Source organism: Candidatus Merdisoma sp. JLR.KK006, from assembly GCF_036941035.1.
In the GTDB taxonomy this organism is placed as follows: Bacteria; Bacillota; Clostridia; order Lachnospirales; family Lachnospiraceae; genus Laedolimicola.
Genome location: NZ_JAYMNS010000004.1, coordinates 153,982 through 177,141 on the forward strand (window position 1 = coordinate 153,982; position 23,160 = coordinate 177,141).

General features: G+C 46.1%; 19 protein-coding genes. 16 read left to right on the forward strand and 3 right to left on the reverse strand.

The features are described 5' to 3' along the window. Nucleotides 1-57 precede the first annotated feature (57 nt). The 9 genes from VSQ61_RS05160 to VSQ61_RS05200 all read left to right on the forward strand — a co-directional run bounded on the left by VSQ61_RS05160 (nt 58) and on the right by VSQ61_RS05200 (nt 10,869). Nucleotides 58-1,125, forward strand: a complete 1,068-nt coding sequence (locus VSQ61_RS05160) for a sugar ABC transporter substrate-binding protein (protein ID WP_334343377.1) — start codon at nt 58-60, stop codon at nt 1,123-1,125. A 112-nt stretch (nt 1,126-1,237) separates the two neighbouring features. After that, a complete protein-coding gene (locus VSQ61_RS05165; protein WP_334343378.1) occupies nt 1,238-2,725 on the forward strand; it encodes a sugar ABC transporter ATP-binding protein in 1,488 nt (495 codons plus the stop codon). A 60-nt stretch (nt 2,726-2,785) separates the two neighbouring features. Continuing rightward, nucleotides 2,786-3,772, forward strand: a complete 987-nt coding sequence (locus VSQ61_RS05170; protein WP_334343380.1) for an ABC transporter permease — start codon at nt 2,786-2,788, stop codon at nt 3,770-3,772. Between the two features lie 50 nt (nt 3,773-3,822). After that, a complete protein-coding gene (locus VSQ61_RS05175; RefSeq protein WP_334343381.1) occupies nt 3,823-4,791 on the forward strand; it encodes an ROK family protein in 969 nt (322 codons plus the stop codon). 211 nt (nt 4,792-5,002) lie between these two features. Beyond that, nucleotides 5,003-5,938 carry a class II fructose-bisphosphate aldolase gene (locus VSQ61_RS05180; RefSeq protein WP_334343382.1) on the forward strand — a complete coding sequence of 312 codons (936 nt, stop codon included), beginning with the start codon at nt 5,003-5,005 and terminating at the stop codon, nt 5,936-5,938. Nucleotides 5,939-6,125: 187 nt separating this feature from the next. Further along, the gene (locus VSQ61_RS05185; RefSeq protein WP_334343383.1) at nt 6,126-6,551 is read left to right on the forward strand and encodes a VOC family protein; all 426 of its coding nucleotides are present in this window, start codon (nt 6,126-6,128) and stop codon (nt 6,549-6,551) included. Beyond that, nucleotides 6,544-7,509: a sugar kinase gene (locus VSQ61_RS05190; RefSeq protein WP_334343384.1), complete on the forward strand. Its 966-nt coding sequence runs from the start codon at nt 6,544-6,546 to the stop codon at nt 7,507-7,509. Before VSQ61_RS05185 ends, VSQ61_RS05190 begins: the two co-directional genes overlap by 8 nt. Before the next feature lie 9 nt (nt 7,510-7,518). Beyond that, a complete protein-coding gene (locus VSQ61_RS05195) occupies nt 7,519-8,157 on the forward strand; it encodes a zeta toxin family protein (protein ID WP_334343385.1) in 639 nt (212 codons plus the stop codon). A 186-nt stretch (nt 8,158-8,343) separates the two neighbouring features. Further along, nucleotides 8,344-10,869: a tetratricopeptide repeat protein gene (locus tag VSQ61_RS05200; protein ID WP_334343386.1), complete on the forward strand. Its 2,526-nt coding sequence runs from the start codon at nt 8,344-8,346 to the stop codon at nt 10,867-10,869. A 160-nt stretch (nt 10,870-11,029) separates the two neighbouring features. Here VSQ61_RS05200 and VSQ61_RS05205 read toward each other — a convergent pair whose 3' ends face one another. Next, on the reverse strand, nt 11,030-11,962 hold the full coding sequence (locus VSQ61_RS05205) for a 1-phosphofructokinase family hexose kinase (protein ID WP_334343387.1): 933 nt from the start codon (nt 11,960-11,962) through the stop codon (nt 11,030-11,032). Nucleotides 11,963-12,329: 367 nt separating this feature from the next. Here VSQ61_RS05205 and VSQ61_RS05210 point away from each other — a divergent pair, with 367 nt between their 5' ends. From VSQ61_RS05210 to glgB, 3 genes are all read left to right on the forward strand, one after another. Further along, nucleotides 12,330-12,908: a TetR/AcrR family transcriptional regulator gene (locus VSQ61_RS05210; protein WP_334343388.1), complete on the forward strand. Its 579-nt coding sequence runs from the start codon at nt 12,330-12,332 to the stop codon at nt 12,906-12,908. Nucleotides 12,909-13,009: 101 nt separating this feature from the next. Continuing rightward, nucleotides 13,010-14,368 (forward strand): alpha-amylase family glycosyl hydrolase, encoded by a 1,359-nt coding sequence (locus VSQ61_RS05215; protein WP_334343389.1) that lies wholly within the window; start codon nt 13,010-13,012, stop codon nt 14,366-14,368. Nucleotides 14,369-14,373: 5 nt separating this feature from the next. Then, nucleotides 14,374-16,332, forward strand: a complete 1,959-nt coding sequence (gene glgB / locus VSQ61_RS05220) for a 1,4-alpha-glucan branching protein GlgB (RefSeq protein WP_334343390.1) — start codon at nt 14,374-14,376, stop codon at nt 16,330-16,332. Nucleotides 16,333-16,366: 34 nt separating this feature from the next. Here glgB and VSQ61_RS05225 read toward each other — a convergent pair whose 3' ends face one another. Further along, nucleotides 16,367-17,266 (reverse strand): AraC family transcriptional regulator, encoded by a 900-nt coding sequence (locus tag VSQ61_RS05225; protein WP_334343391.1) that lies wholly within the window; start codon nt 17,264-17,266, stop codon nt 16,367-16,369. Between the two features lie 348 nt (nt 17,267-17,614). Here VSQ61_RS05225 and VSQ61_RS05230 point away from each other — a divergent pair, with 348 nt between their 5' ends. Then, nucleotides 17,615-18,406, forward strand: a complete 792-nt coding sequence (locus VSQ61_RS05230; protein ID WP_334343392.1) for a helix-turn-helix domain-containing protein — start codon at nt 17,615-17,617, stop codon at nt 18,404-18,406. 54 nt (nt 18,407-18,460) lie between these two features. Here the strand turns inward: VSQ61_RS05230 and VSQ61_RS05235 are convergent, their stop codons facing one another. Further along, on the reverse strand, nt 18,461-18,958 hold the full coding sequence (locus VSQ61_RS05235; RefSeq protein WP_334343393.1) for a heme-binding protein: 498 nt from the start codon (nt 18,956-18,958) through the stop codon (nt 18,461-18,463). A 201-nt stretch (nt 18,959-19,159) separates the two neighbouring features. Between VSQ61_RS05235 and VSQ61_RS05240 the strand changes: the two genes are divergently transcribed. The 3 genes from VSQ61_RS05240 (at nt 19,160) to VSQ61_RS05250 (ending at nt 23,160) form a co-directional block, all read left to right on the forward strand. Beyond that, complete coding sequence (locus VSQ61_RS05240; RefSeq protein WP_334343394.1) at nt 19,160-20,266, forward strand: lactonase family protein; 1,107 nt, start codon at nt 19,160-19,162, stop codon at nt 20,264-20,266. Between the two features lie 270 nt (nt 20,267-20,536). Next, complete coding sequence (locus tag VSQ61_RS05245) at nt 20,537-21,580, forward strand: sugar ABC transporter substrate-binding protein (RefSeq protein WP_334343395.1); 1,044 nt, start codon at nt 20,537-20,539, stop codon at nt 21,578-21,580. A gap of 101 nt (nt 21,581-21,681) precedes the next feature. Continuing rightward, entirely contained in the window at nt 21,682-23,160 is a 1,479-nt protein-coding gene (locus tag VSQ61_RS05250) for a sugar ABC transporter ATP-binding protein (protein ID WP_334343396.1), read from the forward strand.

The following is a 23,160-nucleotide window of genomic DNA, read 5'->3' on the forward strand; positions in this document are numbered from 1 at the left end:
TAATCTATTTACACTAAGTAGTAATTATACTACCAAAATTTTAAGGAGGGTAAATTTATGAAACAGAAGTTAGTAGCTGCTTTATTGGCAGTGGCAATGGTGGCAACACTTGCCGCATGCGGAGGAAAGTCCGCAGAGACAGAGGCACCTGCAGCAGACACACCTGCGGCAGAGACAGAGGCAGAGACACCCGAGGCTGATGCACCTGCGGCAGATGCCGAGGCAGGAGAGACCAAGGATCTGTCTGAATTAAAGCTGGCATTTATCGTTGGTACTGAGAACGATGCATTTTATCAGAGCGTTGAGGCTGGTATCGTAGCAAAGTGTGAAGAACTGGGAATTCCCAACCCGACACTGGCAGATCAGCAGCTTGACGGATCTATCTGTACAGACCTTATCAACAACTATGTTGCAGCAGAATATGATGCAATTGCGCTTTCCGCTAATGACCCGGCAGGAACCATCCCGGCTATGCAGGCAGCTAACACAGAAGGCGTTAAGATGTTTACATTTGACTGTACCGTAGATGATCAGTATCTGGATCAGTATCTGGCATTTGTTGGTTCCAACAACTATGCAGGCGGCGTTACCGCTGGTGAATATATTGCAGAGCATGCTCCTGAGGGAAGCACTGTTGGATGTATTACATACGCTTCCGCACAGTCCACTCAGGATCGTCAGGCAGGTTTTGAGGAGACCATCCAGGCAGCTATTGACGGCGGCAAGGATTTAACTCTTATTGAGTCTCAGGATGCTGACAACGATCAGTCCAAGGCTGCTGATATTATGCAGAACCTGATTACTCAGTACGGTGAGGACCTTTCCTATATCTTTGTAGTTGGTGACCCGACCGGATACGGCGCACTTGCTTCTATTCAGTCCGCCGGTGCATCTACCAAGATTGTTGGATTCGACGCAGGTGAGACTGCTTGCCAGTACATTGCGGATCCCGAGGTTGGCAAGATTTGGGAAGCTGAAGTAGCACAGGATCCCGAAGGAATCGGTGCAGGAATCGTTGAGAAGATGGCAGAGTACTTCACAACCGGCGCTATCGCAGGAGATCAGAAATCTCTTATCGAGTGTAAGCTCGTAACTGCTGACAACGTAGCAGATTATCTGAAATAATTAAAGAACTGCAAACCAATTATTTGCATTGGTCTAAAGGGCCCGGACCATAGTGGTCCGGGCCCTTTTTCCAAACCAAATAATATGGAATAAAAAGGAATGGGGGACGAATATGGAACCGGTGTTACAGGTAAAGAATATTGCCAAAGAATTTCCTGGTGTAAAAGCACTGGAGGATATCAGCATTGATTTTTATCCGGGCGAATGTCATGCGCTTGTAGGTGAGAATGGTGCCGGAAAATCCACGCTGATTAAGATCATTGCTTCAATTTACAAACCAACCCGGGGTGAAGTACTGTTGGACGGCAAGGTATGTAATTTCAAAACGCCGAAAGATGCATTGGATGCCGGTATTGCCGTAATTGAGCAGGAGACGTCAATTGCTCCGCATCTTACGGTTGCCGAGAATATGTATCTGGGATGTGAGCCGAAACAGGCAAATGGTTTACTGGACCGCAAGAAGATGGAAGCGGATTCTCAGTCTGTTTTGGACGAGATGGGACTTGAAATTGATGCGCACACAGTCTGCGACACTCTGACGGCTGCGCAGCTTCAGATGGTAGAGATTGCAAAAGTTATTTCCAAACACGCAAAAGTAGTAGTACTTGATGAGCCCACATCCTCCCTCTCGGAGAAAGAGATTGAGTCTCTGTTTGAGCAGATTAAAAAGATGAAGGCCGCAAATACAACCATGATCTATGTAACTCACCGTATGGCGGAGCTTCCCATTGTATGCGAACGCTGTTCCATTTTCCGTGATGGTCTGAAGGTAGCGGAGTATATGGTTAAGGAGGTTTCAGAGCAGACCATTGTTAACAGCATGGTAGGACGTGAGCTTGGAGCCTATGTAAAACCGGAGCATACGGCAAAGGAAGAGATGCTGCGGGTTGAGAACCTCTGTCAGAAGGGTGTGTTTGAAAATATCAATTTCCATGCAAATGCAGGCGAGATTGTAGCATTCTCCGGCCTGGTTGGCGCAGGACGTACGGAGGTTATGGAAGCTATTTTTGGCGCAACGAAGATTACTTCCGGAAAGGTGTTCTTATATGGGGAGGAAGTAGATATTAAGGACCCGGCGGATGCAATCAACCGAAAGATTGGTCTTGCTACGGAGGATCGCCGCCGTACAGGTCTTCTTCTTAAGAAGACCATACAGGAAAACGTTGGTCTTCCCAATCTTCCCTTCCATGCAAAGAAGGGGTTTGTGAATGTTCCCTGGGAAAAAGAAACCAGTGAAGATTACATGGAAAAATTAAAAATTAAAGCGCCCAATATCCAGGCGCTTTGCGGTAACCTCTCAGGCGGAAACCAGCAGAAAGTCATTCTTTCCAAGTGGTTAGCTGCCGGTGTAAAAATATTGATTCTTGATGAGCCGACAAAGGGTATTGACGTCAATGCAAGAGCGGAGTTCTATGCTTTGATGAATAAATTTGTAGAGGAGGGCGGATGTATTATCATGGTATCTTCCGATATGCCGGAGATCATTAAGGTTGCGGACAGAGCTTATGTTATGTCCGAGGGACATCTGACAGGTGAGCTTGCCCGTGACGAAATTGATGAGCTGCATCTGATCTCTCTTGCCAGCCCGGTGTCAGCATAGCGGCATTAAAAGTAGCAGAATTCAATAAAGATTATTTATAAAGAGAGGGAAAAAAATAAAATGGAAAAGAAGAATGTAAAAAAATTACTAACAGATAACATTGTAGTAGTGGTATTGGTTATCCTGGTTGTGGCTTTCTCAATTGGCAACAGTACCTTTTTAAAGCCGGCGAACATTATTAACCTGTTCGGACAGATGTGTCTGAACGCAATTCTTGCTTCTGGTCTTACTTATGTAATCATTCTTGGCGGTATTGATATCAGTGTTGGTTCCGCAATGGCTATTACCGGTATTCTTGCGGCACAGGCAGTACTTGCCCTTGGCGTTACCAGCACTCCTGTTATTATCTTGATTCAGGTAGCTGTTGGCCTTATTGGCGGTGCTGCTATTGGTCTTTTCATCGGATGGCTGATTGCATACAGACATCTGGTACCTATGATTTGTACTCTGTCCCTGATGCAGGCTTTCCGCGGACTTGCTTATATTATTTCCGGCGGCGGCCCCGTATATGGTCTTCCAAACGGATTTGCCGTACTTGGAGCAGGACGTCTTATTCAGACAGAAAGCTTTAAGACAGGTATGATTCCCTGTATCGTTATCTTTACGGTAATTGTTGTAGTTGTTTTCCATATTCTTCTGACAAAGACCGTATTCGGCCGTCATGTATTTGCAGTTGGTTCCAACATCAATGTAGCTCATATGAGTGGTATTAACACAAAGATGGTTACTCTGCAGTGTCATATGATCAGCAGTATCTGTGCGGGCCTTGCAGGTGTTGTTGCGGCTTCTAAGGTTAACAACGGTCATCCGGCTACCGGTGATGGATATGAGATGTTCGCTATTGCGGCTACCGTACTGGGCGGTACTTCCTTGGCAGGCGGAAGCGGTTCTGTTGCACGTGCCATGTTCGGATGTGCGGTTATCGCAGTTATCAACAATGGTATGACTTTGATGGAGATTTCCGCTTACTGGCAGAAGGTCGTTATCGGAGCTATTATCATTCTTGCGGTAGTGCTCGATATGTCTCAGAAGCATAAGGATGATTAAAGTACATAACAACAGTAACTTATCATATTAGACAATAAGGGTTTGAAATTATGAGACACTTTTTAATATTAGATATTGGTGGCACAAAGACGACAGCAGTGGTATTCAATGAAGAAGGAACACCAATAACCAATTTTAAAGTCAAACCTTCCAGAACTTATGAAGGTGAGGATGCAGTCTTCCAAAATACGGTGGAAGTAGCTTATGAGATTCTGGCGGAAGCCAAAATAACAAAAGAAGATATCGTAGGCATTGGAGTGGCTGCCCCCGGCCCTCTTGATTACAAAACCGGCATGATTATAGACGTTCCGATGATGGGGTGGAAGAACTTTCCTCTGGGACCGAAGCTCTGTGAAGAGTTTGGCGCACCGGTATTTGTAGAAAATGACGGAAATCTTGGTGCTCTTGCGGAAGCAACGATTGGTGTGGCGAAGGGCGAAGAGACAGTTTTATATCAGACAATCAGTACCGGCTGCGGCGGCGGAATTGCCATTAACGGCAAGATTTTCCACGGGCATTCCGGTTTTGCTGGAGAATTTGGTCATATATCCATTAACTTTGCCGGACCGAGATGCGGATGCGGCGGAAGCGGCTGCTTTGAGCTTTACGCATCCGGAACAGCAGTTACACATCGAATGAGGAGAGACATTAAGTGCGGCATAAAATCACTTGCTTTTGAGTCTATCGGCTATGATCCGAATAAGGTGGATGGAAAAATTCTGGCAGAAGCGGCTGAAAAAAATGACCCTTATGCAATTGACCTGTTGACTCAGGAGGGATACTATATTGGTGTAGGCTTGTCAAACCTGATCAACATGTTCGACCCGGATGTGATTGTTCTGGCGGGCGGAATGGTAAAGTCAGATAAATATTTCTGGAAATCCATGATGAATGAGATTAAGCGCCACGCATGCTTTCACGTTTCGGAGGATCGCATTCGGATATCACAGCTAAATGACCAGGTGGTAGCTTATGGCGCATATGTAATGGCGAAAGAAGCAATTGATGGTACCCTTTAGTGCCATTGCGCAGTAATATAAAATAGTCCAGCTAAGAAATGTCAAGTGTTTTAAGAAATATTTTATGCTGGACGGTAAAGTTGCAAAGGCACACGAGGGGAACTTTCATGAGTGCTCTTTCGAATGAAAGTTTCTCTCATTACAGGTGTGCCGAAGTGACTTTACCCTTTAGTACCGTTGCGTAGCAACTTAAAATAGGAGGAAAAAAGTTATGCCTTTAGTTACAATGAAACAAATTATGGCCGATTCCGTGAAACGTGCAACAACAGATGTGGACCCGGCAGAGCGGTATGCCGTCGGAGCATTTAATTTCAGCACGATTCCGGAGATGGTTGGTATTGTAGAGGGTGCAAGATCCAAAAATGCGCCGGTTATACTGATGGCTTCTCTGGGAGCAATCAAATATATCGGTTCCCTTGAGCTGATTGCCGAGACTGCAAAAGGTATCGCAAAGACTTATCCGGAGGTTCCTATCTGCCTTCATCTGGATCATGCTACGGATATGGAGCAGATCAAGCAGGCAGTTGTAGCCGGATTCACCAATGTTATGATTGACGCTTCTCAGGAAGAGTTTGAAGTAAATATCGCAAAATCCAAGGAAATTGCAGATTTTTCTCATAATCACAGTCCGTATGGAATCAATGGATGTTCCGTAGAGGCAGAGCTTGGTATGCTGGCAGGACATGAGGACAATATTCATGTAGAGGAGTCCGGAAAAGCCTATACGGATCCGGCATTGGTTAAGGAGTTTGTTACAAAGACCGGAATCGATGCACTGGCAGTAGCAATCGGAACGGCTCACGGCTTCTACAAGGCAGCGCCAGAGATTCAGTTCGATCTGCTGGAGGCGATTCGTAAAGAGACAGATATTGCCCTTGTACTTCATGGAGGTACCGGAGTGCCGGAGGATGACTTCCGTAAGTGTGTTGCAATGGGCATGAGCAAGATTAATGTTGGAACCGGGCTTAAAAAGGTTTACACAGACGCTGTAAGAGAAGCCATCAAGACACTTCCGGAGACAGAGTATGACCCCCGGAAGATCGCAGGACCTGGCCGCCAGGCAATTGCTAAAGAAATTGCAAGCAAATGTGATTTATTCAATTGTACCGGAAAGACGCCGGATGTTCTGAAGAGTATTTATGCATAATCGTTGATTTATACCTTGACATAGGGTATAATTTTGGCAGATGTATGATGAAATACATTCACTTTGCGGAAGATGTATTTATGCATTCATCTGCCATTGTTTTTCCTGCGGGATGCATCATTCCTGCAGAAGACGGAACAGATACAGGAACTTGCCGTAAGCTTTGACGATTAAGGAGGAAGGTATTATGCTTACACAGTACGTAGAAGGATACCAGCATATTGGTATACCGACAGATGACATTGAGAAAACAGAGAAATTTTATCTCTCCCTTGGATTTAAATTAAAGTGGGAGACGGAGTATAACGGAAATCCGGTTAAATTTTTCGAACATGGAAATATTCTCATTGAGACATATGAGAAGGATGAGGGGGCAGCCAATGCCATTGGCGCAATTGACCATATTGCCCTGAATTGTACGGACATTGTTGCCTGTGTGAAGGAAGCTCGGGCGCAGGGCTTTGAATTCCGTGAGGGTCCTGCATTCCTGCCTTACTGGGAGCATGGAGTGGAGTATGTTACCATTCTTGGACCTAATCACGAGGTTGTAGAATTTATTCAGCAGTTCCAATCAGAGGAAGAGAAGGAAAGGGCGGTGAAAGAGCTTGGCTGAGATTTGGACCATGGGTGAGACTCTGGTAGAGATTATGCGAACTGAGGTTGACAAGCCTTTAAATGAGACCGCATTGTTCAGCGGCCCGTATCCGTCAGGTTCTTCGGCTATTATGATTTCCACAGTGGCCAGGATGGGACATTCCTGCGGCATTATCTCCGGTGTGGGCAAGGATGGATTCGGTGAATGTATGGTGAACCGGTTAAAGAAAGACGGTGTTGACGTATCCAAGGTGCTGATAGATCCCAATGGTTCAACTGCATGTGCGTTTGTTGCATACGATCATGATGGTGACAGAAGATATTTGTTCCATTGGGACGAGACGCCTGCTACGAAGGCCGTGATGCCGGATGTTACGGAGCCATCTTTGAAAGAAGCAAAATATTTTCATGTTATGGGATGTGCATTAACGGCAAAGCTTAGCTATGGCTGGGAGATTGTAAAGACTGCAAAGGCAATGAAGGCACAGGGAACAAAGATAAGCTTCGATCCCAATGTGCGTGTAGAGCATCTGACCAATCCGGAGAAGAGCAAAGAGTCTTATGAGATCATTCATGCAATTCTGGAGATTACGAGCCTGTTTGCGCCGGGGCTTGATGAGCTTAAGCTTCTTACCGGAATCGATGATGTGGAGGAAGCCGTAAAGAAATGCTTTGAGAACCCGAACCTGGAGATTCTTATGCTGAAGCAGGGTTCCAAAGGCTCTAAGATATATACAAGAGACGGCCAGGTGATTGAGCAGGGCTTGTTCAAGGTGGAGGCAGTGGATCCCACAGGTGCCGGTGACACTTCCGTAGGCGCATTTTTATGTGCCCTTTTAGAGGGGAAGGAGCTGGCTGAGTGTGCAGAAATCGCAGCAGCGGCAGGTGCGCTGAATGTGGCTGCATTCGGACCGATGGAAGGGAAAATCAGTCCGGAGAATGTACAGGCAATGCGGGAAGGGAAATTCCAATTCTGAGGATGAACCATGAAGAGAGAATTACCCAATAAAAGAACGCTGATTATTTTCACCGGGGGTCCGGGTACCGGAAAAAGCGGTACTGCAGAGCGCTTTTTGCAATATCTTGATAATGATGAGATTATAAAGATCAGTTATGACGGTATAAAGGAAAAAAACTGGGATATCTTTGGCTTCGACAATAATGAGCAGAAGGATCGGCTGAACTGGTGGTGTCTGGAAGAGTTTTACCTGACTATTCAGAAACGGATGTGGGAGAACAAGACGATTCTGATTGAATATCCCTTTTATCAAAGGCATAAGCCAAAGCTTGAGGAATTGATCAATGCTTCCGGATATTCTGCGGTTACTGTTTATCTGTATGCAGATATGAAGACGGTCTATGAACGGGGTGCAAAACGTGATCATCAGGATGATCGGCATCCGGGACATCTTCTGGAACGATACCATAAGGAAACTTATACGCCGGAACAATTAAATTCCATATCAAGAATAGCTCCGGAATTTGACGAATTTGTTGCCAGCATTTCTCATAAGAATTATAATGTTGCGCTGGGATTGGATATTGCCATTGACGTTACCGATTTTGGGAACGTGGATTATGAGGATATTTACCGGAAAATTGTCGAATATGAGACGAATGCCTGAGTTATTAAATGGTTGAAAGCAGTGATAACTGCTTCCAGCCATTTTTCTTAAACTTTCTTAATAGAAAAGATTTTGACAAGGTAATATACCCTGTGATACACTAAAAATAATTACGTCATATTTTGACAAATCATTTTTAGAGAAAACAAGATATGGCGTTTTTGGGAACAAATTGAGGTGGAATCATTGGATAAATATGAATTTCAGATAAAAACCGAACAGATGGAGAAGCTGCTGGGGCAGAAGGAATATAAGGCTGCTGCCAAGATTGCTGATTCTATAGACTGGAGCAAGATCCGCAATACAAGCCTGCTCTTAAGCGTCAGTGAGATTTATGAGAATCTGGAGCGCTATGAAGACTGCAATGAGATCTTGAATATGGCATATGACTGCGCCCCTATTGGCCGCATGATTGTATATCGGATGGTGGAAGTGGCTGTAAAGCTTAAGAATTTTGATGAAGCCATTGAATTGTACAAAGAGTTTATTAAAATAGCGCCTCATGATTTGAGCCGCTATGTGTTAAAGTATCAGATCTACCAGGGAAGAGGATCTTCAGTGGAAGATCAGATTGCTATTTTGGAGGAATATAAGAGTCGGGAATATCAAGAGCAATGGGCGTATGAGCTGGCAACCTTGTATTATAAGGAGGGTATGATTTCTAAGTGCGTGGAGGAATGTGATGATCTGATTCTCTGGTTCAGCGAAGGCGAGTATGTGATGAAGGCCATGGAATTGAAGATGCGCATTCAACCCTTGACTGCTTCCCAAGAGGAAAAGTATCGCCAGATGGTATCTGAGAATCAGGTAGATGAGATCCAGGTTAAACAGATCAACATGGATGAGTTTAACACAAGCAATCTTCAGGCAGCTTTGGCTGAGGGCCTTCAGGACTTTTTGAAGGAAGAATTGGCCAGAGAGACAAAAAAGAAGCCGGTTCCGGCCCCCTGGATCCCAAAAGAGGAAGATGAACCATCGATGGCAGAAGAGCTTGAGACAGCAGAAGTACAGCCGGAAAAAGATGAAGAAGAACTTGCCCAAAGACAGCAGGAAGAAGCAAGACAGGAAGCTGCCAGAAGAAGACAGAAGGAGGCAAGGCAGGCAGCTGCCAAAAAAAAGTTAGAGGAAGAACAGAAAAACGTTCAGTTTCAATTGGAAGAAGAAATACAGAAGCCAGAAGAAGTACCTGTTCAAGAGCAAGAGAAGCCTCGGCAGATGAATTTGGAGCTTCTGCAGGACGAGCCTGTGGAGAAGCCGAAGCAGAAGCTGGAAAAGGAAACCTTTCGACTTCCAAGATTTCTGGGACAAAATGAGAGCGGACAGCTGACCTTCGATATGGAAGAAAATGTGCTGGAACGACAGATCACAGGGCAGATGACCATAGAAGATATCTTGAACGGCTGGGAAGAAAAAAAGAAGGAGACGGAAGCGGCCATAGCAGAAGCGGCGAAACGGGATGAAGCAAAGCGCAAAGAAAGAGAATACCTGCGTTCCACCGGTCAATTACCAGATTTGAACACGGAAGTGATTCCCACACTGCCGGCAGAGATTCAGCGGTTGATTGATGAGATTGAAGGACAGCTCTCGGTTCGGGTTCATGTGGAACCTATCCAGAGGAAAAAAGAAGAAAGCGTACAAAAGGAGAAAGAGCCAGAGAAAAAAGAACAGGAGGCTCCGGTGAGCGATCCCAAGAGCCGCTTGGACGAGACACATGATATTGCAACCATATTGGAGCTTGAGCTTCCGGATGGATTTGACGATATCATCCATATTTTGGAGGCTGAGAGTCTGGACCGCCCATTTGTACAGGAAGAACCGATACTTCCAGTAGCAGAAGAGGCAGAAGAATCAGAGAATGAAGAGGTGGAAGAAGAACCGGAGGAAGAGACAGTATCCCCATCCCCAATGATGGAGGAGCTGGAGAAAGCATTAGAGGAAGAGATTGCAACTATTCCGCCTGGACAGCTTTCCGAGGAGCAGAAGAAGCTATTTGCCTACTTTACGTCTGTTCGGGGTATGAACCAGCAGCTTGCAGAGCTGCTGGAAGAGGATCGGATGCGTGGGGAGCCCAGAGAAGATTCCCTTGTAGGTAACTTGGTAATTACAGGTGAAGGCGGAACGGGGAAAACAACTCTGGCATCAGATATTGTAAAAGCACTTCAGAAGCAGCGTAAAAATACAACAGCTAAAATGGTGAAGGTAGAAGCGGAGAACCTAAACGGCAAACATGTCTCTGCTGTATTTGGTAAGCTGGAGGGGGGAGCTCTGCTGATCGAGAAGGCAGGACGGATGAAGACTCAGACGGCAGTTCAGTTATCCCATGCTATGACTCGGAAGACAGGAGGCCTTCTGGTAATTCTGGAGGATGAAAAGGATGAGATCCGCGATCTGTTCATCCGCTGTGAAAGTTTGGCGGCCAAGTTTACACGAACCATAGAGATTCCTACCTTTACAAATAAGGAATTGGTTGCTTTTGGAGAATCCTATGCAAGAGAGCAGGAGTGTGTGTTTGACGAGATGGCAATCCTGGCGCTTTATAACCGTATCGGTAATCGGCAGACCAGCGATCATCTGGTAAACGTGGCAGAAGTAAAGGAAATGATTGATGAGGCCATGGAACGGGGAGACAAGCGGGGACTGTTTGGAAAACGACGCAAAGGCAGGACGGATGAGTTCGGAAATCTGATTTTAATGGAAAAGGATTTTGAATAGAGACAAAAGTATAAGGGCAGGTATTTTATATTCCCACAGAAATGCTCGGGAAATATAAAATGCCTGCTCAATATCATAGTAAACCTACATGTGCTCCATTGGCGTACCGCCATAAATGAAAGTCGGCAGTGGTATAAAAAATATAGGTTTTCATAATAGGCTATGAAAGCGTCTCAATCTCCACCAAAGGAAGAAGCTCGTCAATATCTTCCTGCCTGGAAAGCAGGGTACCTTCCTGCCGTATGGAACCGCCGGCGGAAGCCATGGCATAGCGCAGCATATCCGCACTGTCAAAGTGTTTTTGGATAGCATAACACATACCGGCTACCATGGAATCACCTGCCCCGGTGAGACCTTTAGGTTCAAGGGGAAGCGGCCTGGCTCGATAGACATGCTCTTTGTCAATAAGCATAGCGCCTTCCTCTCCCATGGATAGGCATAAATAGGGAATGCCGCTGTCTACAACCTGACGTGCAATTTCCAAAGTGTCCATACCGCATTCTATCTCCTTTCGGAATGCCTGATTGAATTCCAGAGTGTTGGGCTTAATGAGATAAGGTTTTTCCAAAAGCCCAAGAAAGAGCGGCTCGCCTGCGGCGTCCAGCACGGTTTTTACCTGTTTTTCATTGGCCATTCGGATGAGGCGCTGATAGATATCTGTGGGGACTCCGGGAGGAATGCTGCCGCTCATGACCAGAATGTCCGTATGCTCCAGCGCATTTTCCATATCCTTAAGAAGCTGCTCTACGGCAGACATGGGAACAAAAGGGCCTGCCTCGTTAACCTCCGTCATTACCTGACAGGACTGGTCAAAAAGCTTTATATTTGTGCGGATGGCTCCCTCCAAAGAGAGAAAGTCATATTTTACATGGTGAATATTAAGAAGCTTATCCAGCAAATGTCCGTTGCTTTTAAAATTGAAGCCTTTGCAGAGAGTGTCTTCATTCAGATTATTCAGGACAATACTCACATTAAGGCCCTTTCCGGCCAGATCTTCCCGTGTGCTTTTTACCCGGTTATAGGAACCGACTTCCAATTGATCAAGATAAATGGTTTTGTCAATGCAGGGATTCAGGGTAAGAGTTAAAATCATCTGTAAAACCTCCGATTTTGGGGCTGGATTTTTTGACGGTGCCCGATATTTTCATTTATGTAAGTTATACTAGTACAACGAAAATTAAGTTTTGGATAGTTTGACGCAGAATATTTTTCTGAGAGTGCTGCTTCACAAACGCAGTCGCAGCGGTGGCTACGGCGAGGCTTGGGGAGTAGTGCTATCAGGAAAATAGGCAAGTCAAACTGCCAATAACTTAATATTCGTTGTACTAGATTATAGAAGCCGGAAAAAGTAATGTCAAGTTGAAAACAAGGGACTGGTAACAGAGAGAAAAGAAAGATGGCAAAAACCGATCTTGACACAATATACCGAACGGTATAGAATGAGTGTGGAGGGATAACGGATGGACAACCGGGAGATGATTCTGGAGACGGCGCTGGACCTTTTTTACGCAAGAGGGTATGATGCAGTGGGCGTTCAGGAGATTGCAGAGCGTTCCGGTGTCACCAAGCCGACACTCTATTATTACTTTAAAAGTAAATATGGTTTGCTGGAAGAGCTGCTGGAAAGCAGAGGAGCAGCCTTTATGGAAAGGCTGCATAAAGCCTGTGCTTATAGGGGAGATTTGAAAAATACCTTGTGTATGGCAGCCGGAGAGCTGGTATCCTTTGCGGAGCAGGAACCGAAGTTTTATACCTTGTTTTTAGCCCTTTATCATTCGGCCAGGGAGAATGAGGCATATCAGGCGGTCAGGCCCCTGGTTCTTCGCCTTCAGCAGGAGGTTGAACAGATTTTTGCATCGGCTGCGGGCCTGCTTGGGAATATGCATGGACGGCAGAGGCAGTTTTCTCTTGGCTTTATCGGGCTGATTCTTTTTGACACAAAAATGAGGCTGGAGGTAAATGACGGTCTTAGAATGGCGGTTTCTCAGGATGAGATTAACTCCTTGGTGCATCAGTTTATGCATGGGATTTATTCTTAACAATTGCAGAGAAACCGGCATGGGTAAGTATAAGCATATCCCGGGGAATCTGTGTTCCGGCAGGGAGTATGGAATTAGTTTGGAAATAGGAGGACGACATCATGGCGAAATGGTACGAGGAAGCAGTTTTTTATCATATATATCCTTTGGGGCTGACGGGAGCATCCAAATATAATACGGAAGAAGAGGTGGTTCACCGTCTTAGAAGCCTGGACCCGTGGGTGGCACATATGAAAGAATATGGAGTTACCGCTGTCTATATCGGTCCTCTGTTTGAATCCACCAGTCATGGCTATGATACCAGGGATTACAAACTGGTAGACCGTCGGCTTGGAGATAATGATGACTTTCGACATTTCGTAGATCTCTGTCATGAGAACGGAATCCGGGTGGTAGTGGACGGCGTGTTTAACCATACGGGCCGCGAGTTCTTTGCCTTCCTGGATTTGAAAGAAAAGCGGGAGCAGTCTCAGTATCGCTGGTGGTATCAGGATGTAAGCTTTGAGGGGAATACCCATTACAATGATGGATTCTATTACAAAGCATGGAGAAACTGTTTTGAACTGGCCAATCTGAATCTTTATGATGAGGGAGTGCGTCAGTATCTCTTTGACGTGGTGCGTTTCTGGATAGATACCTTTGACATTGACGGCATTCGTTTGGACTGTGCGGACTGTCTGGAATTCAATTTTATGCGGGATCTGCGCAAGACGGCAGAGGCAAAAAAAGAAGACTTCTGGCTTATGGGCGAGGTGATTCACGGAGACTATGCCCGTTGGACGGGAGAGGATATGCTTCACTCCGTTACCAACTATGAGCTTCATAAGGGTCTTTATTCCGGACATAATGATCATAATTATTTTGAGATTGCTCACACTATTCGAAGACAGTTTGATGCAAACGGAGGAATCTATCGGGGACGCAGATTGTATTCCTTTGTGGAAAACCATGATGTGGATCGATTGGTGAATAAGCTGAACAACAAGGAGCATCTGGTGCCGGTATATACGCTTCTCTATACGCTTCCCGGCATTCCGTCTATCTATTATGGCGGTGAATGGGGCGTGGAAGGGAAAAAGGAAGGACCTAATGACGATTTTCTGCGGCCCTGTCTCGACCTGGAGAAAATGGAAAAGGAACCGCCCCATCCGGAGCTTAGGGAGCTCCTTATAAAGCTGGCAAAGCTTCGCAGGGAAGCGCCGGCATTGGTAGACGGCGAGTACCGGGAGCTGTCTCTTACCAACCGCCAGTATGCGTTTGGACGGATCTTAGGCGAGGATGCGGTAGTGACAGCGGTGAATAACGATGAGAATCCGGTTCGGATGGATATTCCCTGTCCGGTGGCCGGAAGCAAGGCCCTTGAGGTTCTCACAGACAAGGCTTTTCCGATTGAGAACGGAAAAATTCACTTGGAAATACCCGCAGGCGGAAGTGCGGTATTTAAAATCATACAGGAGTGAGTATTATGGGAGAAACGAAGAAACAGAAAAGGAAAGTACAGCCGAAAGGGAAACGGCAGCCGGCGGTTCCGTCCTGCTTTGTGACAGATATGGATCAATATCTGTTTGGCCAGGGGAATCACTACGATATTTTTTGGAAGCTGGGTGCCCACCCTGCAAAGCATAAGGGAAAGAAAGGCGTACATTTTGCTGTCTGGGCGCCCCATGCCCATTGCGTGCATGTCATTGGGGAGTTTAACGGATGGAACCAGGAAAGCCATGAGATGAAACGCCTGGAGCCCCTTGGGATCTATGAACTGTTTGTTCCGGATGTGGAGATGGGAAGTCTTTATAAATATCTGATTGAGACACCGGATCACAGACTGCTCTACAAGGCTGACCCCTATGCATTTGAAGCGGAGCAGCGCCCGGGAACGGCCTCTAAGGTTGCGGATATCAGCGGTTTTCGATGGGGCGACAGTGTCTGGATGGAGAAGCGGAAGGAGAGGAATCCAAAGGAATCTCCTATGTCTATCTATGAGGTACATCCTGGTTCCTGGAAAAAGCATCCTCATGGACCGGATGAGGACGGATTTTACAGCTACCGGGAGCTGGCCCACAGTCTGACAGACTATGTGAAGGAGATGGGGTATACTCATGTGGAGCTGATGGGGATTGCGGAACATCCCTTTGACGGTTCCTGGGGGTATCAGGTAACGGGCTATTATGCACCTACCTCCAGATACGGAAGCCCTCAGGACTTTATGTATTTGATTAATTACCTTCATAAAAATAAGATTGGCGTAATCCTGGACTGGGTACCGGCTCATTTTCCCAGAGATGCCCATGGACTGGCGGATTTTGACGGACAGCCCCTGTATGAATATCCGGATCCCAGGAAAGGTGAGCATCCGGACTGGGGAACTAAGATTTTCAACTATGAGATGAATGAGGTAAAGAACTTCCTCATTGCCAATGCTCTTTTCTGGGTTGAGCAGTATCATGTGGACGGACTTCGGGTAGACGCAGTTGCCTCCATGCTCTATCTGGACTACGGAAAGCAGGACGGACAGTGGGTAGCCAATAAGTATGGCGGCAATAAGAATCTGGAAGCTATTGAGTTCTTCAAGCACCTGAACTCCTGCCTGCTGGGAAGGAACCCGGGAGCCATGATGATTGCGGAGGAATCCACCGCATGGCCGAAGGTGACAGATATAGCGGAGAATGACGGCCTGGGCTTCTCCTTTAAATGGAATATGGGCTGGATGAATGACTTCCTGGAGTATATGAAGCTGGATCCTTATTTCCGCAAAGGAGCTCATAACCTGATGACCTTTGCTATGACCTATGCTTACAGTGAAAATTATATTCTGGTGCTGTCTCATGATGAAGTGGTGCATCTGAAGTGCTCCATGATCAATAAGATGCCCGGCTTGTATGACGATAAATTTGCCAATCTGAAAGTGGGCTATTCCTTTATGATGGGCCATCCGGGAAAGAAGCTGCTCTTTATGGGACAGGATTTTGCCCAGTTTCAGGAGTGGAGTGAGGCAAGGGAGCTGGATTGGTATCTGCTTGGTGAGGAAAAGCATCAGCAGCTTCAGAACTATGTGAAGGCATTGCTGCAGCTCTACAGGAAGACGCCGGCCCTCTATGAACAGGATACGGTTCCGGAAGGCTTTCAGTGGATCAATGCCAATGACTGCTGCCGCAGCATTTTCTCTTTCATGCGTTTTGGAAAGAACGGCAAGAGAAACCTGCTCTTTGTCTGCAATTTTACTCCCATGGAGCGTGAGGATTACCGGGTTGGAGTGCCAAGAAAGAAGCAGTATAAGCTGATACTGGACAGCGATGCAGCGGAGTTTGGCGGAAGTGGCAGAGAGAAGCCCTTAATCTATAAGGCGGAAAAGAGCGAGTGTGACGGACAGCCTTACTCTATTGGGTATCATTTGCCGCCCTATGGAGTTGCCGTATTTGAATTTTAAGATTTTCCATATGAAAAATGTCCTCAAAATCCTTTTATGATTTTGAGGACATTCTTTTGCGGTATTCCGTAGGAAGGCAGCCCATCTGCGCCTTAAAGGATCTGGCAAAATAGCTCATTTCCTGAAATCCGCAAAGTGTTCCGATGCTGATGATTTTTTGCGTGGTGGTGGCAAGCAGCTTGGCAGCCTGCTGAATACGGTATTGCTTCACATATTTGATAGGAGTTATGCCGATGGTGCTGCGAAAGCATCGGAGACATTCACTTGCGCTGATCATTGCGCTTCCGGCGATTTGGCAGGTGTTGATTTCCTCTGCATAATGATCGTGGATATATTGAAGCATGATCTTGATCCGCTCTCCGTCCCGCAGGGACTTTTCGGAGGGAACGGACTGAACAACGGGACGGTGGCTGACGCTCAGCCATATCAGGTGGGAGAGAAAGCTGCGTACCCGAAATTCGTATCCGGAGGGTTCGAAAACGACACTTTGCCATGCGGCTTCTATTACTTCCAGAGCTTCTTTTTGCCAAGCTATCCTCTGGCTTAGGAAAATGCAGCGAAAAGAAGGATCCGTCAGCAGGGGCTGCAGATATTTCTGCCAGAAGACACTGTCGAGACTGCCGCCTACCAGTCTGGGATGAAAAGTAATGGAATGGAGCTGGCAGTTAATACAGTCGTTATCCAAAACGGTATGCAAAAAATTGGAATTGACAAAAATACCGTCTCCCTTTTTTAAAATATATTTTTCGGAATCAACAAAAAACGTACAGCTTCCTTCAGCAATTATTACGGCTTCCAGCTCATTGTGCCAATGCCAGGGAACGGCATCTACTGTCAGATTATCAAGATAACAGCCAATGGGAAATGCGGTGTCGTGAGATTTCAGCTCACGTCCATGCTTGTCCACCGGGATATCGCAGGGGAGTAATGCCATAAAAACCTCCTCTTGGTGGTTTTGTACTAGAATTTTGGATGCAATTTCCTATCTTTTTCAGATATATGATTGTATAATGCTATTATAAAAAAGAATTTGACAGAATACAAGAAAAAAATTTTCTAGCTTACAAGTCAGCAGCGATGCAAATCGCTTGCGAATTTTTTGTCTTCTTTTAAAGCCCCGGGATCCCCAAAAGGGATTTCGGGGTTTCCGTTGTATTTTTGTAAGTACAATTCGGTTGCGGTTTTTGGCAGGGTGTGCAATAATGTAGAAAAGAACTGCGGTATAAGGACTGAGAGAGAAGGATAGTATTCAATTTACCGGAGACGGATTGGACGTGGGGAGATGGATTTAAAAGAAGCTTATGAGGTGATTCGTGACAGCAAGCCGAAGCTTAGATTTTGTGAATGGTTTGATGAGGACAGCAGTATCTGGAACTTTACCCGCCATTCTCATCCTTACCATGAGCTGATTTATTATGTGGAGGGAAAAGGGGACGTAGATGTGTCCGGAGTAAATGTCTCCTTTTCTCTGTATGACACGGTGGTTTATCCGGCCCATCATGAACATCAGGATAAAAGGATTCCGGAACGGCGCAGGGAGATTATCTGTTTTTGGATTGACATACCCGATCTTATTATTGAGGAGCCTATCCGCCTGCATGAGAGGGACAGCATCCTGTACAATGCCTTTCAGATGGTATACCGGGAGGGAAAGAGAGAAAATCAGGATGAACTTCTGCTGGAATATGCCTTAAAGGTGCTGCTTCTCAGCGTTATGCGGCAGAATGAGGAAGCTATGGTTGGAACCCAGATGCTGGATTGTGTGCTGGAATACATTAAGAAGCACTATGCGGAGAAAATTACATTAGATGAGCTGGCGGAGCTGGAGCATATCAGCAAATCCTACCTGTCCCGTAAGTTTAAGCAGAGGACGGGGCTTTCCGTTGTCTCGTATATTAATCAGTTCCGAATTGAGCGATCCAAACAGTTTTTAATGGCCTCCGGCTTGGATGTGAATGAGATTGCCTATCAGGTAGGGTTTGACTCTCCCAAGTACTTTCACAGGGTATTTAAGGAGAACGTAGGTGAGTCGCCTGCCATTTTCCGCCGCAAGTTCAGGATTCAGGCACAGTAAATTTGTATGAAAAAGGACTGTCAGGAAGAGGGAGTCTCTGCCTGACGGTCCTTGTTACAGGATGCGCCGGATGGTTTTGTTTAACTGTATGGCCATGGCATCAGCGATAATTTGGTGGTCTTCATAATGCTTCATGCCGGATACCAGCACATGGATCCAGGGCGTCTTGTTGTCTGCATGGAAAATAGGGAAGCATCCTCCGCAGGCGGCAAAGTTATTTGGTCTCTTTTCCCATTCCGGACAAAGGCGGCCGGATTCCGCTTCCACGTAGGAGCGCAGAGAGCTCATGCCGGTCATTCGTGAGACGGATAATTTTTTGTCCATCCACCAGTCATTTTCGGAGGAAGTGCCTTCCATTTTATAGGCAAAGATAGTAGTTCCGTCCTCCACAATACGGATAGCGGCGGATTTGTGATAAGCTTCCCGTGCCAGCCGCAGAATTTCCATTCCCAGGTCCAGCGCTGTTTTTCTGGTAAATTCGGGATAGCGAAGAAGCTGTTCCTGTTCGGCTAAGATATCTGTCCATTGTTCTTCCCAGTAAAAGGTACCCATATGTAATCCTCCTTGCTTTTGATTATTGTATCCATAAGAGAAGCATTTGTCAAATCGGAAAATATGTTGTACTATGCATTTTAAATCTGGCCCCATAACTGTGCTGGCTCCCAGCCAATCAGCGGAGTGATTGGCTGGGTCTGAAAAGTAACAATTTGGAACCATAAAAAAATCACTTTTCTTGGAAAGGAGCGTTTAAAATTGAAGAAGTTTTGTTTTTTTACAGGAGGCTATACGGAGCCGACAAAAATGGGATCCGGTGAGATTGTACCGGGCAGATGCAAAGGGATTACCTGCTACGGCTTTGATGAGGAGACAGGGGAGCTTGTGCGCATGGCGGAGACTTTATCGGTGCCGAATCCATCCTATATACTGGTGGATCCGAAGGCTCCTTATCTGTACTGCGTGAATGAGCTGAAGGAATATGAGGGAATTGACGGTTCGACCGTTTCGGCCTATGAGATTGGGACAAAGACAGGAGAATTGCGGCTGCTGAACAGACAGTTTACCTGTGGGGCGGATGCCTGCTATCTGGCTTTCTCTCCGGACGGAAAGTATCTGATGGCGGCCAATTATTCGGGCGGAAGCTTCTGTCTGCTTCCCATTCTTCCGGATCACAGCCTGGGACATGCCAGCTGTGTTCTGCGCCATCAGGGAAAGGGAGTCAATGCAGAGCGCCAGGAGGGTCCCCATCCCCATCAGATGCTTCTTTCTCCGGACGGGCAATCTGTTTATGTGGCGGATCTGGGTCTGGACCGTCTTGCGGGATATCAGGGAGATTGGAACAGGGGATGGCTGCTTCCGAAAGAAGAGTTGGATATACAGGGAATTCCGGGACAGGGAATTCGCCACGGAGTTTTTGATAAAGACGGAAATTATCTCTATGTAATGACGGAGATTGCTTGTCAGGTCAATACTTACAGATACGAGAAGGAGACGGGTAAGGCGGAGCTGATACAGACCATATCTGCCATGCCGGAGGATTATGATATTCCAAGTCTGGGAGCCGCCATCCGCCTGCATCCAAATGGAAAATGGCTTTATGTGTCCGTGCGGGGAAGCAACCATCTGGCGGTATTTCACATAGACAAAGACGGAAAGCTGACACTGATTCAGCGAAAGGACAGCGGAGGAGAAATACCCAGAGACTTTATTCTTTCGCCCGGCGGAAGATATCTTTTGGCAGGCCACCAGGACACGGATACTATCTGCGTTTTTGAAATTGATCAGGATACCGGAGAACTGACTCTGGTTCATACCGAAAAGGAGGTTAACTGCGTTACGGTTCTGGCACCCTGGAAGAATTAAAAAATATAAATAAAGAATGCACTCAGAAGGTTTTTGCAACACATTTGTATAAAAATGTTAACAAAAAAACTGCTGAGTGTATTTTTTTTAACCTTTTTGTTCAGAATCGTGTACCTTTTGTACAACATTATGGGTTATTGTTGGAAAAAATATTATTTATAATAAATAAAAAAGAAGAAACATAAGACTACAGTTTATGCAATATCACAATAGTGATTAGCAGGGAACCCCTGTTGATTAATAAAAACGGAAAAAGAAGGAGGACAAAAAATGAAGAAGGGAATTGCATTGCTGCTGACAATCGCCATGGTATTCGGCATGACGGCATGCGGCGGCAAAACACAGGAGCCAGCAACAAGTGAGCCGGCACAGACAGAGGGAGAGGCAGAGCCTGCAGGCGATGACGCAGGAACGGATGCTCCGGCATCATCCGAGGGCAAGGCAAAGGTTGCGTTTATTACACAGTCCTTATCCAATGCGTCTCAGGCATATGCATGGAGCCAGTTCCAGAAGTTTGCTGATGAGTATGGATTTGAGGTAACACTGTTTGATGAGGATTATGATGCACAGAATGGTGTGTCCGCTATCGGAACCTGTATCGCTCAGGGCTATACGGCCATCTGTATGAATCCTACTGACCCAAGCGCTCTGATTCCTGCTATTCAGGAAGCGAAAGAGGCCGGAATTATCATTGGCCTGTATTCTTCTGAGTTGCCGGAAGGATATGCTACCACAGAGTATCGTGATTTCATGTGCGGTACCAACGATGTTTTGTTCGGAGAGATTGCTGCTCAGACATTGATGGAAGCTTTCCCGGATGGATGTAATGTTGTAGAGGTTGGCGGACAGTCAGGCCATGCCGCACAGATTAACCGTCATGACGGATTCTTCAATACCATTGATGATTCCGTTAAGGTATTGGATGCTCAGGACTGCCAGGAGTGGGCAAGTGAAGACGCCATGGCAATCATGGAGGACTTTATCACCAAATATGGTTCGGATATTCAGGCCGTATACTGCCATTGGGATGTAGGTTTGACCGGATGTATCGAGGCTATGAAGGCTTCCAGCGATCTTGATATCGCAAATGTTTATACCATCGGCGTGGATGGATGTGCTATCGGTTTTGATCAGGTAAAAGAGGGAACACAGTCTCTGTGTATCGGACAGAGCTTCACTCAGATGACCATCGATGCATTTGACTGCATTACCAAGATTATGAATGGTGAGACACTGGAAAATGATGTTGTTTGGACTGAACCGCAGATCATCACAGCAGATACCATTGATGATTATCCGTATCCGGAGTGGTAAGATACAAGCTTTGTAAAAAAAGAGCTGACTATGTAGATAGCTGGTTCCGGTACAAGACCGGAACCAGCTACTTTCAAAATAAGGCAAGGGAGGCAGTGAAGTTGGAGAAGACAACCGATTATATTCTTGAAGTAAAAGATATCTGTAAATACTTCCCTGGAGTAAAAGCCCTGGATCATGTATCTGTTTCCATTCCCCGCGGCGTTGTGTATGGTATTGTGGGGGAGAATGGAGCAGGTAAGTCTACACTCATGAAGATTTTATCCGGTGTTTATGAAAAGGATGAAGGAACAGTTGTATTTAATGGGGAAACCATTGAACATACAACGCCCATACAGGCTCTGCGCAGGGGCTTAAGTATTATTTATCAGGAATTTAACCTGGTAAATACTATGACCGTAGGAGAAAATATTTTCCTTGGACGTTTTTCCGAGACAAAAGGCATGAAGGGTACCCATAAAAAGGCCCGTGAGCTGCTGGACAGCATTGGAAGCAGCATCAGCACCACCACGCTGGTGGGAGATTTGAGCGCATCTGAGATGCAGATGGTGGAGATTGCAAAAGCATTGTCTTTTGATTCCAAATTAATAATCATGGATGAACCCAGCAGCTCCCTCACATCGGAGGAATTGAAAAAGCTGGGAATTATTATCAATCAGCTGAGAGATAAGGGCGTATCTGTTATCTATATCAGCCATAAGCTGGATGAGATTTTTGAGTATTGCAATATTGTCACAATCATGCGTGATGGCTGCGTCATTGATACCAAACCAGTGGAAGAGCTGACCAGAAGCGATATGATTGCCAAGATGGTAGGACGGACCATTGAGAACGAGTATCCGCCCCGTGCCCACTGTGTGGGAGAGCCGCTTCTGGAGGTGCGGAATCTGAATACCCGTAAGCTGCATAATATTAACTTTACTTTACATAAAGGTGAGATCCTGGGCCTGGTTGGTCTGGTAGGCGCCGGTCGTACAGAGATTATTCGTGCGCTGTACGGTGCGGATAAGGTAAAGGGTCATCAGGTTTTCTTAGAGGGAAAAGAAATAAAGATTCCTACGCCCAAGCAGGCGAAGCAGGCAGGCATGGCCCTCGTTCCGGAGGACCGGAAGCGTGAGGGACTGATTCTTCCTTTCTCCGTGGAGAGCAATATTACGATTGCCTCCTTAGAGGATCTGACCCATATGGGTATTGTGGATTCCTCAAAGGAAGCGGACATTGGAAAGCGTCAGATTGAAGCACTGGCCATCAAGACTCCTACCCCAGAGACGAAGGTAGTGACATTGTCCGGCGGTAATCAGCAGAAATGTATTGTGGGACGGTGGATGGAACGCAATCCAAAGATCCTGATTCTGGATGAGCCTACAAGAGGTATTGACGTAGGCGCAAAGTTTGAGATCTATCTGTTAATGAATAAGATTGTTGAGGAAGGCGGAGCCATTATCATGATTTCCTCTGAGCTTCCTGAGGTTTTGAATATGAGTAACCGTGTTCTGGCTATCTGTGACGGACGCATCACCGGAGAATTTAATCCGGAGGAAGCGACGGCAGAAGAGATTATGGACAAAGCCATCGGGTGA

Coding starts and splice junctions, on each gene's coding strand:
- VSQ61_RS05215 (WP_334343389.1), top strand. CDS start 13,010: ATGGCGAAATGGTACGAGGAAGCAGTTTTTTATCATATATATCCTTTG.
- VSQ61_RS05210 (WP_334343388.1), top strand. CDS start 12,330: ATGGACAACCGGGAGATGATTCTGGAGACGGCGCTGGACCTTTTTTAC.
- VSQ61_RS05205 (WP_334343387.1), bottom strand. CDS start 11,962: ATGATTTTAACTCTTACCCTGAATCCCTGCATTGACAAAACCATTTAT.
- VSQ61_RS05185 (WP_334343383.1), top strand. CDS start 6,126: ATGCTTACACAGTACGTAGAAGGATACCAGCATATTGGTATACCGACA.
- VSQ61_RS05225 (WP_334343391.1), bottom strand. CDS start 17,266: ATGGCATTACTCCCCTGCGATATCCCGGTGGACAAGCATGGACGTGAG.
- VSQ61_RS05160 (WP_334343377.1), top strand. CDS start 58: ATGAAACAGAAGTTAGTAGCTGCTTTATTGGCAGTGGCAATGGTGGCA.
- VSQ61_RS05235 (WP_334343393.1), bottom strand. CDS start 18,958: ATGGGTACCTTTTACTGGGAAGAACAATGGACAGATATCTTAGCCGAA.
- VSQ61_RS05245 (WP_334343395.1), top strand. CDS start 20,537: ATGAAGAAGGGAATTGCATTGCTGCTGACAATCGCCATGGTATTCGGC.
- VSQ61_RS05180 (WP_334343382.1), top strand. CDS start 5,003: ATGCCTTTAGTTACAATGAAACAAATTATGGCCGATTCCGTGAAACGT.
- VSQ61_RS05175 (WP_334343381.1), top strand. CDS start 3,823: ATGAGACACTTTTTAATATTAGATATTGGTGGCACAAAGACGACAGCA.
- VSQ61_RS05230 (WP_334343392.1), top strand. CDS start 17,615: ATGGATTTAAAAGAAGCTTATGAGGTGATTCGTGACAGCAAGCCGAAG.
- VSQ61_RS05170 (WP_334343380.1), top strand. CDS start 2,786: ATGGAAAAGAAGAATGTAAAAAAATTACTAACAGATAACATTGTAGTA.
- VSQ61_RS05195 (WP_334343385.1), top strand. CDS start 7,519: ATGAAGAGAGAATTACCCAATAAAAGAACGCTGATTATTTTCACCGGG.
- VSQ61_RS05165 (WP_334343378.1), top strand. CDS start 1,238: ATGGAACCGGTGTTACAGGTAAAGAATATTGCCAAAGAATTTCCTGGT.
- glgB (WP_334343390.1), top strand. CDS start 14,374: ATGGGAGAAACGAAGAAACAGAAAAGGAAAGTACAGCCGAAAGGGAAA.